Source organism: Pantoea sp. Ap-967 (assembly GCF_011752565.1).
Taxonomy (GTDB): Bacteria; Pseudomonadota; Gammaproteobacteria; order Pseudomonadales; family Pseudomonadaceae; genus Aquipseudomonas.
Genome location: NZ_VWXK01000004.1, coordinates 188,009 through 200,446, shown reverse-complemented (window position 1 = coordinate 200,446; position 12,438 = coordinate 188,009). Strand labels below are relative to the sequence as shown.

Annotated in this window: 8 protein-coding genes; 4 read left to right on the top strand and 4 right to left on the bottom strand. The window is 63.7% G+C overall.

What is annotated here, in order from left to right:
* The first annotated feature begins 91 nt into the window (after window positions 1-91).
* Window positions 92-1,021, top strand: a complete 930-nt coding sequence (locus tag F3J45_RS06575) for a malate dehydrogenase (RefSeq protein ID WP_167059146.1) — start codon at window positions 92-94, stop codon at window positions 1,019-1,021.
* Between the two features lie 94 nt (window positions 1,022-1,115).
* Here F3J45_RS06575 and F3J45_RS06570 read toward each other — a convergent pair whose 3' ends face one another.
* The 4 genes from F3J45_RS06570 to F3J45_RS06555 form a co-directional block, all read right to left on the bottom strand.
* Window positions 1,116-1,433 carry a DNA-binding transcriptional regulator gene (locus F3J45_RS06570; protein ID WP_167059143.1) on the bottom strand — a complete coding sequence of 106 codons (318 nt, stop codon included), beginning with the start codon at window positions 1,431-1,433 and terminating at the stop codon, window positions 1,116-1,118.
* 202 nt (window positions 1,434-1,635) lie between these two features.
* On the bottom strand, window positions 1,636-2,592 hold the full coding sequence (locus tag F3J45_RS06565) for an arsenic resistance protein (RefSeq protein ID WP_167059139.1): 957 nt from the start codon (window positions 2,590-2,592) through the stop codon (window positions 1,636-1,638).
* 235 nt (window positions 2,593-2,827) lie between these two features.
* Entirely contained in the window at window positions 2,828-4,081 is a 1,254-nt protein-coding gene (gene glyA / locus F3J45_RS06560) for a serine hydroxymethyltransferase (protein WP_167059136.1), read from the bottom strand.
* 213 nt (window positions 4,082-4,294) lie between these two features.
* A complete protein-coding gene (locus F3J45_RS06555) occupies window positions 4,295-8,125 on the bottom strand; it encodes a GGDEF and EAL domain-containing protein (protein WP_205300002.1) in 3,831 nt (1,276 codons plus the stop codon).
* Between the two features lie 343 nt (window positions 8,126-8,468).
* Between F3J45_RS06555 and F3J45_RS06550 the strand changes: the two genes are divergently transcribed.
* The 3 genes from F3J45_RS06550 (at window position 8,469) to gdhA (ending at window position 12,390) form a co-directional block, all read left to right on the top strand.
* Complete coding sequence (locus tag F3J45_RS06550; protein ID WP_205300424.1) at window positions 8,469-8,804, top strand: hypothetical protein; 336 nt, start codon at window positions 8,469-8,471, stop codon at window positions 8,802-8,804.
* A 274-nt stretch (window positions 8,805-9,078) separates the two neighbouring features.
* A complete protein-coding gene (gene ettA, locus F3J45_RS06545; RefSeq protein WP_167059131.1) occupies window positions 9,079-10,746 on the top strand; it encodes an energy-dependent translational throttle protein EttA in 1,668 nt (555 codons plus the stop codon).
* A 303-nt stretch (window positions 10,747-11,049) separates the two neighbouring features.
* Entirely contained in the window at window positions 11,050-12,390 is a 1,341-nt protein-coding gene (gdhA, locus tag F3J45_RS06540) for an NADP-specific glutamate dehydrogenase (RefSeq protein ID WP_167059128.1), read from the top strand.
* The last annotated feature ends 48 nt before the right edge of the window (window positions 12,391-12,438 follow it).

Here is a 12,438-nt window from a genome sequence, read left to right as displayed (position 1 = left end):
AACCTCACGCTGGCCATTTCGCCTCAGCAGGCAATACTTCTCTATACAAGCAGGCATGCGCCTGATGGCGCGCGCCGCTGGGAGGTGTGAGGTGAACAAGTTATCCATCGTGGGTGCCGGGATCGTGGGCGAAGCGGCAGCCCAGGTCATCGCCCGGGAAGAGTATTGCCGTGAGCTGGCCTTGATCGACGTACAGGGCGAATTGGCTCAGGGCAAGGCGCTGGACATCTGGCAGGCGGCGGTGGAGTCGGGCTCCGATACCAGGGTTCATGGCGGGGCCAAGGCCGAGATGCTGCAAGACTCCGAGCTGGTGGTGATCACCGCGGGTGTGCCTCGCAAGCCCGGCCAATCGCGCCAGGATGTGCTGAGCATCAACCTGCCGATCATCGACGGCATCATGCACGACATCAATCGCTACGCGCCGGCAGCCACGGTGCTGGTGGTGTCCAACCCTGTCGACGTGCTCACCTACCGGGCCTGGTCGCTCAGCGGGCTGGGGCGGGGCAAGGTGTTCGGCCAGGCGGGGGTATTGGATACTGCGCGCATGAAGTGTTTCATCGCCGAGGCAACCGGGTTTTCTGCGCGGGATATCAACGCGCTGGTGCTCGGCGGGCATGGCGACAGCATGGTGCCGCTGATGCGCTACTGCCAGATCGGCTCGGTGCCGCTGTCGCATTTCTTGTCTACTGAGCAGGTCGAGGCCATCGTAGAGCGCACACGCAAAGGTGGCGGTGAGATCCTCGGCTTGAAGAAGGTCGGTAGTGCCTGCGATGCGCCGGGCGTGGCCATCGCGCAGATGGTGGACGCAATCGCCAATGGGCGTAACCGCATTCTGCCGACGGTGGCGATTCTGGAGGGCGAATACGGGCGCACCGATATCGCCATGGGCGTGCCCTGCGTGCTGGCAGGGGAGGGCATTGCCCGGGTGATCGAATTGCCGCTGGATGCGCAGGAGCAGGCGATGTTCGATCACTCGGCGGACCAGGTGGCGCGGGACATTGCCGAGATGAAGGCGTTGTGACCCGGTAGCGCGGCTTGAGCCCGCGAGATCTTGGGGCTGCTTTGCAGCCCTTTCGCGGCACAAGGCCGCTCCTACAGGTCGCGGTTTATCAGCATCAGTGGGTGGCCAACTCCAGCGACAGTTCCGGGTGCTTGATGATCAGGCGCATCAGGCACAGCACACCACCTGGAGGTACGAACCGGCCTTGTTCCCAGTCGCGCAACGTTGCCACTGGCGTGGCAATGCGCTCGGCGAAGGAGACTTGGGTCAGCCCGCAACGCTCGCGAGCCTGGCGCACCAGAATCTGTTCCGGCGTGGTAACCCGCCCCGCGCCCAGCTTGGCCTCTTCAAGGGCTTGTCGAAGCTCAGGCAATGGTTCACCTGCATCAGCCTCGATCGCCTTGGCAACGCTTTCGATATCAAAATCACGCATATTCATTTCACCTTGCTGATTTCAGCGGGGCTTATGTTGGCACGCTGGGCTTTGGTGTAATGCTCGAAGCCGGTACTTTGAGCCCGTCGAGCGCACGCTGTATGCGCTCTGGGGAATCATTTTCCTGGCTCTGGCGGAGTGAGCGGTAATCGATTGATTGTCTGGATATGTCCAGGGTTACAAGAGGCGATGGTCAGGTCTATTAGGGCCTCACAAGCGCCGGAACCAGCCGCACATAAACCAGCTCACTCACCAACTCCACCAGCGTTTGGGTTATCACCGCCGCCGCTGCCAGCCCACGCAAGTCCTCGGGCAACGCCAGGGCCAACGGCAGCACCACCAGCGAGTTTCGCGTGGCGGCGCTGAAGGTTACCGAGCGGGCTTCGGTTGCGGGCAAACGAAGCAGGCGTGCCGAGATAAAGCCAAGCAGCGGTGCCAGCAGCATGAAGCCGAGGTACACCGGAAGCACTGGCAGCAAGCGGTCGAGATCGCGCAGCACCACGGCAATCTGCGAGGCGATCACCACGACCAGCACTAGCGCCATCGCCGGCACTGGCAGCCATGCCCAGGCATCGTTCCAGGTGGCGATTGCACGGGAGCGGCGGGCGCCGGCGCTGGTGAGCACGGCCAGCAGCATGGGCAGCACGATCAGCAGCACGAAGGCTTCCACGAAGGGGGCGATGCGCAGGCTTACGCCGCTGCCATCGCCCAGAATCAACGCCAGGTACACCGGGAGCAGTAGCAGTTGCACCAGCAGCAGCACCGGCGTGGCGGCGAGGGTCAGGCAAGTGTTGCCTTTGCCGATATGGGTGAACACCACCACGTAGTCGATGCAGGGCGTGAGCAGTACCAGCAGTGCGCCGATCAGGATCGCGGGGTGGGCGACCAGGCCGCGGGTGAGTGCCCACACCAGCAGCGGCACGAGGATGAAATTGGCCAGCAGCAGGGCAGCCATGAAGCGGCGGTTGCCCAGGCCCTGGCGCAGGTCGAGGAAGGGGATCTGCAGGAACATGGCGTACATCAGCACGGCGATGGCGGGGGTGACCAGGGATTGCAGGTGGCGTGCGGTGTCGGTGGCCAGCAGGCCGAAGGCAATGGCTGCTAGTACCACGGCGAAGTAGATCGGGATTTGCCGGGTTTCGAGTTGTTCTCTGGTCAAGGTGGGGCCTGTGCTTGCTCGTCTGGAAGGGGCACAGGGTAATACGTGACTGCAGGGTTTGTGCAGGCGGGCACTGAACCTGTAGGAGCGGGCTTGCCCCGCGAAGCAGGCGCCTCGGTGGATGGCACGGGCTTCGCCCGTGTTCGCGGGGCAAGCCCGCTCCTACAAGAATTGCGAGCAAGGTACGAAAAAGCCCGGCACAAGGCCGGGCTTTTTCACATCAGGCGTTTGCCAATCAGTTGCCGTAAACCGGCAGCTTCTTGCAGATGGCCTTGACCTTCTCACGCACGGCGTCGATCACCGCTTCGTTGTTCAGGTCGGCCAGGATGTCGCAGATCCAGCCAGCCAGCTCGCGGCACTCGGTTTCCTTGAAGCCACGGGTGGTGACGGCTGGGGTGCCGAAACGCAGGCCCGAGGTCACGAACGGGGAACGTGGGTCGTTCGGTACCGAGTTCTTGTTGACGGTGATGAAGGCTTTGCCCAGGGCAGCGTCAGCATCTTTACCGGAGATTTCCTGCTTGATCAGCGACAGCAGGAACAGGTGGTTCTGAGTACCACCGGATACCACGTCGAAACCACGCTCGATGAACACTTCGGCCATGGCCTGGGCGTTCTTCACCACTTGCTGCTGGTAAGCCTTGAACTCAGGCTGCAGCGCTTCCTTGAAGCAGATGGCCTTGGCCGCGATCACGTGCTCCAGCGGGCCGCCCTGGGCGCCTGGGAACACGGCGGAGTTCAGCTTCTTCTCGATGTCGGCGTTGGCACGGGCCAGGATCAGGCCGCCACGTGGACCGCGCAGGGTCTTGTGGGTGGTGGTGGTAACCACGTCGGCGAATGGCACTGGGTTCGGGTACACGCCAGCGGCAACCAGGCCGGCAACGTGGGCCATGTCGACGAACAGGTAGGCACCGACCTTGTCGGCGATGGCGCGGAAGCGGGCGAAGTCCAGTACCTGCGAGTAGGCCGAGAAACCGGCGACGATCATCTTCGGCTTGTGCTCGTCAGCCAGGCGCTCGACTTCGTCGTAGTCGATCAGGCCGTTGCCGTCGATGCCGTACTGAACAGCGTTGTACAGCTTGCCCGAGGAGCTAACCGAAGCACCGTGGGTCAGGTGGCCACCGTGGGCCAGGCTCATGCCCAGGATGGTGTCACCGGCCGACAGCAGGGCCAGGTAGACAGCGGCGTTGGCTTGCGAGCCCGCGTGCGGCTGAACGTTGGCGTAGTCGGCGCCGAACAGTTCCTTGGCACGGTCGATGGCCAGTTGCTCAACCACGTCGACGTACTCGCAACCACCGTAGTAGCGCTTGCCTGGGTAGCCTTCGGCGTACTTGTTGGTCAGGACCGAGCCCTGAGCTTCCATGACTGCCGGGCTGGTGTAGTTTTCCGAAGCGATCAGCTCGATATGCTCTTCCTGGCGCAGGGCTTCTTGCTGCATGGCTTCGAAGAGCTCGGCGTCGTACTTGGCAATGGTCAAATCACGGCTGAACATGGCGGTCCTCAAGGATCGGGGTAATTTGGGGGGGCATTCTAACCGATTGATCCGCGCCTGGCATATGAAGTGGCATCAAGTCACGGACCAATGGGCCTCATGTTGCATCCCGCGCCGTATATGGGCTGGCTGGGGATTGGAGTTGACTCTGGGGTCCGCTTTTTCGGCACGATTTTCCGCCGTGACGCACCCCCTGTGGGAGCGGGCGAAGGCTTACTGGAACATGAACAGCGTTTCGTTGGCGAACTGCGCTTCGAACTGGTTGGCGGGCATTGGCCGGCCGAACAGGTAGCCCTGCACCTCGTCGCAGCCATGTTCGCGCAGGAACTCCAGCTGCTCGTGGGTTTCCACGCCCTCGGCGATCACCGCCAGGTTGAGGCTGTGGGCCATGGCGATGATCGCCCGGGCAATCTGCGCGTCCTGCTCGCCCTCGGGCAGGCCGTCGACGAAGGTGCGGTCGATCTTCAGCACGTCGATGGGGAACTGCTTGAGGTAGTTCAGCGACGAGTAACCCGTGCCGAAGTCGTCGACCGCAATGCTCAGGCCCAGGTTCTTCAGGCTGGCGAGAATCTGCAGCGCCTCGTTCACCTCGCGCATCAGGATGCTTTCGGTCAGTTCCAGTTCCAGGCACGCCGGGGGTAGGCCGGTTTCTTCCAGGATGGTGGCGATGCGCGTGCCCAGCTGGCCGTCGGAGAACTGCCGGGCGGAAATGTTCACCGACACTTTCGGCACCCGCACCTTGGCCTTGTGCCAGGCCTTGAGCTGCAGGCTGGCTTCGCGCAGCACCCAGTCGCCAACGTCCACCACCAGGCCAAGTTCCTCGATCACCGGGATGAAGTCACCCGGCGGCACCAGGCCACGGGTTGGGTGGCGCCAGCGCAGCAGCGCCTCGGCGCCGGTCAGGCGCTTGCCGTCGCCGCTGAATTGCGGCTGGTAGTAGAGGATGAACTCGTTCTGCTCCAGGGCGTGGCGCAGGTCGCTTTCCAGCTCCAGGCGTTCCAGGGCGCTGGCGTTCATTTCGGCCTGGTAGAACTGGAAGTTGTTCTTGCCGCGCTCCTTGGCGTGGTACATGGCGGTGTCGGCGTTCTTCATCAGCTGGCTCAGCTCACCGCCGTCCTGCGGGCTGAGGGCGATGCCGATGCTGGCGGTGACGAAGAACTCACGGCCTTCGAGCACGAACGGCCGCACCAGGCTGGCGAGGATGCTTTCGGCCACGTGGATGGCGCGGTTCAGGGCCATCTCGCGGGTAGCGCGCGGTTGCAGCAGCAAGGTGAACTCGTCGCCGCCCATGCGCGCCACGGTGTCGTCATCGTCCACGCAGGCCAGCAGGCGCAGGGCCATGTCCTTGAGCATGCGGTCGCCGGCGGCATGGCCGAGGGAGTCGTTGATCGGCTTGAAGCGGTCCAAGTCGAGGAACATCAGCACCACCCAGGCCTTTTGCCGCTCGGCCTGTTGCAACGCGGTGTGCAGGCGGTCCTGGAACAGCGTGCGGTTGGGCAGGTGGGTGAGGGCGTCGTAGTACGCCAGGCGGTGGATGCGCTGCTCGCTGGCCTTGCGCTCGCTGATGTCGGTGAAGAAGCACACGTAGCTGGCCAGGTCGCCTTCGTCGTCCAGCACCGCGGTAATGCCCACCCAGGCGGGGTAGCGTTCGCCGTCGCGGCGCTTGAGCCACACTTCGCCTTCCCAGCTGCCGCGCTGGTGCAGCTGCTTGAGCACGTAGCGCAGGTGGCTTTCCTGCTGCTCGTCGACCACCAGCATGGCGGGCAGTTGGTCCAGCACATCGCTCACCGCATGGCCGCTGACCCGGCTGAACGCCTCGTTGGCCTGCACGATGTAGCCGGCCGGGTCGGTGATGAGGATGGCCGAGGTGGAATGCTCGAATACCGTTGCCGCCATGCGCAGGTCTTTTTCCGCGCGGCGTTGCTGGCTGATGTCGCGGCCCACGCCCAGCACGCCTTCGAAACGCTCGAACTCGTCCCACACCAGCACCAGGCGCAGCTCGATGGGAATTTTGCGGCCATCGGCGCGCAGGCAGTCGAACAGGAACAGCTGGGTTGGCAGTTGCTCGCGTAATTGCGCCAGTTGCGCGCTGTCGCCCATGGCCTTGCTGACCCGCTCCATCAGGCTGTAGATGCCGGTGAGCTGGGCGGGGTTGGCGATGATCGACTGCCAGCCGTTGTCGAAGATCCAGTCGGCCTGGTAACCCAGCACGGCCTGTACCGAGGGGCTGACGTAGTTCAGCTGCAGGCGGCTGTCGGTGGAGAAGATCACGTCACTGATGCTTTCGGCGAGCATGCGGTAGCGCTGTTCGCTGTCACGCAGCGACTGGCTAGCCTCGATCTGCACGGTGACATCCTTGCCCACGCCGATGATGCGCGTCACCAGGCCGCTGGCGTCGCGGGTCAGCACTTGCTCGCGGATGTCGTAGCAGCGCCAGCTGCCGTCGCGGTGGCGAAAACGCAGCTGGGTGTGCAGCGCCTGGCTGTGGCCGGTGTCGCGCTGCCCCTGGCGCATCGCCTGGTACTGGGCGGCATCCTCGGGGTGCAGCAGCAGCTCCCAGAAGCGGTCGCCCATCTGCGCAAGCTCGGTGCGGTCGTAGCCCAGGGTTTGCCCGAGGTGGCGGTTGCTGAAGATCATTCGCTGGCTGAGCACATCCTGCACGTACAGCTGGTCGGGCACGGTACGCACCACGTCCGACCAGAAGCTTTCGCGCTCCAGCAACGACAGCTCCACCTGCTTGCGGCTGGTGATGTCGCTGATGCTGAGAATCACCGCCTGGTAGTCACGGCGCTGTTGCGGCAAGCGCGCCATCAGCCACAGGTGCAGCTCGCCGCCCAACGGCGCCGGCAGGCGTACCTCCAGTTCCAGCGATGGGCGCTGTTCGATCAGCGCGTCGATCAGTTGCATGCCGATGCTGTCGCGGCCATCGCCGCTGCCTTCGATCAACCGCTGCCAGGCGCCTTCGTTGCAGTCGACGTTGAGCAACTGGCGCGCCACCTGGTTGATCTCGGTGATCTTCAACTCAAGCAGCAGGGTGCGGCGCAGGTTGGGGTCCAAGGCCAGGCTCTGCCTGAGCGCGGCAGGGTTGCGCAGGTGGTAGCGGTCGAGCTCGCCGGGCAGGCTCGACAGGTTGAGCACGCACAGGGCCACGCCCGTGCCCTCGAAAATTTCCTGGTAGCGTCGGCGGTCTTCCTGCAGGGCGCGCTGGCGCCGGCGCATGTTGATCAGCGCCAGTACCGGGAGCAGGGCGCAGAACAGCGCCAGCAGGCATTTGCCGAGCAACGCTGGCAGCAGCTTCTGCTGCGCCAGGCCCGCGTCGAACAGGCCGCGCAGTTGCCAGGTGCTGCTGTCGATGTAGGCCAGCATCACGCTTTGCAGGGGCTCCTTGCTGGTTTCTACCGGGGCGTGGCGCTCCAGCACCTCGCCGCTGCGGCTGTTTTCCAGCAGCCACAGCGGGTGGCTGGGGCCGTCCAGGTGTGCGGTGAGTGCCTGGTAGTAGTCAGGTGACAGGCGCAGCAGCCAATAACCACGGTCTTGCTCGGCGGCCTGGCGCAACAGCAGGTAGATGGTGCGGTTGTCTGCCGAGTTGGCGAAGAAGTAGCCGCGGCCCTGGTTCAGCCCAACCAGTTCGTCAATCAACTGACGGTCGGGGGTGCCGGCCAGGCTGTCGCTGCGCACCTGCCCGGCGTCATCCAGCCAGGCCAGGTCGCGCAGCGTTGGCAGGCGTTCGCGCAGGGTCGCCAGCAAGCTGGGCAGGGCGGCAGGCGACGGCGCTTTGACGTAGGGCTGAACCACATTCAGCGCCTGCTGGGCCTTGAGCGCCATGTTCAGGCCCAGGTGGTCGGCCAGCTCGGCGCTGGCATCCAGGGTTTGCTGGCGCTGGTCGGCCTGGGTATGGCGGAACTGGGCAAACAGTTGCCACAGCAGCAAACCCAGCAGAATCAAGGCCAGCAGGGCCAGCGCACCCTTCACCGAGCTGCGCATCGAAGCAACCGGGGCTGGCGTGTCGGGGCCAAGCGATGACGGATGATTGAGATTGGTCAAGCGTTGGTCCTGCGTTTGGGGGCGGTGGCAGGGCGTGAGCATGCACGGTATATGCCGGGATGCGAAGGCCTGGACCGCGGTGGCGCACTATATAGCCGGACACCCGAACGGGCTAGCATGCCTGCAGTTATGGCAAAGCGCCAGTATGATTGTACATGGACTGTTCATGGCCGGTGGTCGTGGTGCGGGCGGGCCGTTCGGCAAGACCCTGCAGGTTGTGCGAGAATGCCGCCCGCTTCACATGACAACGCATCGGAGATGTTCGGTTTTGGTTACTCACTTTTCCACCAATGGCCTCGATTCCGCCTGTGGGCGCAGCAGTCAGACCCTTGTCAGCACTGCCGTGACCGCGGACGTATCCTGCAAATCCTGCCAGCGTTCGCTGGACAAGCCCGACGCCGCTGCGGCCTCGAAGAACAAGACGCCATCGCTGGCCGAACTGCGCAAGACCGCCAAGGCGGCAGCGGCACCGGTTGATGTAGCCCCCGTGGCTGTTGCCGCCAAGCCCGCTGGCAAGGTCGTCAGCACGCCGGCTGCGGCCAAGCCTGCCCCAGCGGCCGCGCAACCGGCCCGTAGCGGTGGTTTCAGCGTCAAGGCCGCTTATGCGGCGCGCCTGGCCGAGCAGAACGGCCGTAGCCGCTTGCCGCGCGGCAAGGCGGGCAAACAGCGTCACGTCTGAGCCTGCTTCATTCGCCTTGCTGGCCTCTTCGCGGGGCAAGCCCGCTCCTACAATGTGATTGAAACCCTTGTAGGAGCGGGCTTGCCCCGCGAAAGGGCCGGCACAGGCAACCAAAGCCTCACGATCCCACCCCCATCATCCGACCACCCTGTGCAACGCCGCGCGTTGGCGTAGAATGGTCGACTTTGTTCACTACACCCCGTAAACACATCCCCCAGGCCCATCGCCTGGGCGATCGTCGATGTCTTTACCTATCTGATTAGAGGGCTTGGTTTTGGCTCAATACGTCTACACCATGCATCGGCTGAGCAAGGTCGTGCCGCCGAAGCGGGAAATTCTCAAGAATATCTCCCTGTCGTTCTTCCCTGGCGCCAAGATCGGCGTGCTCGGCCTGAACGGCGCCGGTAAATCGACCCTGCTGCGGATCATGGCGGGCGTCGACAAGGAATTCGACGGCGAAGCCCGTCCGATGCCCGACATCAACGTTGGTTACCTGCCACAGGAACCGCAACTGGACCCGAACAAGTCCGTGCGTGAAGTGGTCGAGGAAGCGGTCAGCGTGATCAAGGACGCCCAGGCCCGCCTGGACGAGGTTTACGCCGCCTACGCCGAACCCGACGCCGACTTCGACAAGCTGGCCGCCGAGCAGGCCAAGCTCGAAGCCATCCTGCAGGCCGCCGATGGCCACAACCTGGAGCGTCAGCTGGACGTCGCCGCCGACGCCCTGCGCCTGCCGGCCTGGGATGCGCGCATCGAGCACCTGTCCGGTGGTGAAAAACGTCGCGTGGCCCTGTGCCGCCTGCTGCTGTCGGCCCCCGACATGCTGCTGCTGGACGAACCGACCAACCACCTGGACGCCGACTCGGTGGCCTGGCTTGAGCGCTTCCTGCACGACTTCCCGGGCACCGTGGTGGCCATTACCCACGACCGTTACTTCCTCGACAACGTCGCCGGCTGGATCCTGGAACTGGACCGTGGCGCCGGTATCCCGTACGAAGGCAACTACTCGGGCTGGCTGGAAGCCAAGTCCGAGCGCTTGGCGCAGGAATCCAAGCAGCAGAGCGCCCACGAGAAGGCCATGAAAGAGGAACTGGAGTGGGTGCGCAAAGGCGCCAAGGCCCGCCAGTCCAAATCCAAGGCCCGTCTGCAGCGCTTCGAGGAAATGCAGTCGCAGGAATTCCAGAAGCGCAGCGAAACCAACGAGATCTACATCCCGGCTGGCCCACGCCTGGGCGACAAGGTCATCGAGTTCAAGAACGTCACCAAGGGCTACGGCGACCGCGTGCTGATCGACAACCTGTCGTTCGCCATGCCTAAAGGCGCCATCGTTGGCGTTATCGGTGGTAACGGTGCCGGTAAGTCGACCCTGTTCCGCATGCTGATGGGCAAGGAGCAGCCGGATTCGGGCAGCATCGAAATCGGTGAAACCGTGCAACTGGCTTGCGTGGACCAGAGCCGCGAAGACCTGGACGGCGCCAAGACCGTGTTCCAGCAGATTTCCGACGGTTCCGACCAGATCCGCATCGGCAGCTACGAGATCCCGTCGCGTACCTATGTTGGCCGTTTCAACTTCAAAGGTGGCGACCAGCAGAAGTTCGTCAAGGACCTGTCCGGTGGTGAGCGTGGCCGCCTGCACCTGGCCCTGACCCTGAAGGAGGGCGGCAACGTCCTGCTGCTCGACGAACCGTCCAACGACCTGGACGTGGAAACCCTGCGTTCCCTGGAAGAAGCCCTGCTGGACTTCCCGGGCGCCGCCATTGTGATTTCCCACGACCGTTGGTTCCTGGACCGTGTGGCTACCCACATCCTTGCGTACGAAGACGACTCGAACGTGGTGTTCTTCGAGGGCAACTACACCGAGTACGAAGCGGACCGCAAGAAGCGCCTGGGCGATGCTGCTGCCCAGCCGCACCGTGTACGGCACAAGAAGCTGGCGCAGTAAGCCAGTGAATTGATGCACAAGAATGGGGCCCTGGGTGGCCCCATTTTTGTGCCTGTCTGGAAAGGCTGGTTGCTGCTTCGCGGGGCAAGCCCGCTCCTACAGGACAACCCTGATTCTGCGCCCCCTGTAGGAGCGGGCTTGCCCCGCGAAACAGGCGCCACCGAGGCTGATTTTGTATACATTTATATAAAACGCACCAAATATTTTCATAAAAACGACATTTTGCCCTATTCCAGTGCGATTGCTTCTTGGTACATTCCAGAAAAAACCAATAAGTCCAATCCTCTTGGTGAGATGTCTACCATGATCGAATCTGTCGACAATTTCCTTGCACGTCTGCAACAACGCGACCCGGGTCAACCGGAATTCCACCAGGCCGTGGAAGAGGTGCTGCGCACCCTCTGGCCTTTCCTCGAAGCCAACCCTCACTACCTGCAGTCGGGCATCCTCGAACGCATGGTCGAGCCCGAGCGCGCCGTGCTGTTCCGCGTGTCGTGGGTGGATGACCAGGGCAAGGTGCAGGTCAACCGCGGCTACCGCATCCAGATGAGCAGCGCCATCGGCCCATACAAGGGCGGCCTGCGCTTCCACCCGTCGGTGAACCTGAGCGTGCTCAAGTTCCTGGCCTTCGAGCAGGTGTTCAAGAACTCCCTCACCTCGCTGCCCATGGGCGGCGGCAAGGGCGGCTCGGACTTCGACCCGAAAGGCAAGAGCGATGCCGAAGTGATGCGCTTCTGCCAAGCCTTCATGAGCGAGCTGTACCGCCACATCGGTGCCGACTGCGACGTGCCAGCCGGTGACATCGGCGTGGGTGCCCGCGAAATCGGCTTCATGTTCGGCCAGTACAAGCGCCTGGCCAACCAGTTCACCTCGGTGCTGACCGGCAAGGGCATGACCTACGGCGGCAGCCTGATCCGCCCTGAAGCCACCGGCTACGGCTGCGTGTACTTCGCCGAGGAAATGCTCAAGCGCCAGGACAAGCGCATCGATGGCCGCCGCGTGGCCATTTCCGGTTCCGGCAACGTTGCCCAGTACGCTGCGCGCAAGGTCATGGACCTGGGCGGCAAGGTGATCTCGCTGTCGGACTCCGAAGGCACCCTGTTCGCCGAAGCCGGGCTGACCGACGCCCAGTGGGACGCGCTGATGGAGCTGAAAAACGTCAAGCGTGGCCGCATCAGCGAGCTGGCCGAGCAGTTCGGCCTGGAGTACCGCAAGGGCCAGACGCCGTGGAGCCTGCCGTGCGACATCGCCCTGCCGTGCGCCACCCAGAACGAGCTGGACCTGGAAGACGCCCGCACCCTGCTGCGCAACGGCTGCATCTGCGTGGCCGAAGGCGCCAACATGCCGACCACCCTGGCGGCGGTGGACCTGTTCATCGAGGCAGGCATCCTCTACGCGCCGGGCAAGGCGTCGAACGCCGGCGGCGTGGCCGTGTCGGGCCTGGAGATGTCGCAGAACGCCATGCGCCTGCTGTGGACTGCCGGTGAAGTGGACAGCAAGCTGCACAACATCATGCAGTCGATTCACCATGCCTGCGTGCATTACGGCGAAGAGGCCGATGGCACGGTCAACTACGTGAAGGGTGCGAACATTGCCGGCTTTGTGAAGGTTGCCGATGCCATGTTGGCCCAGGGCGTGGTCTGATTCGAGGTTATTGGGGCCGCTTTGCGCGGCCCCTTCGCGACCTGCGGT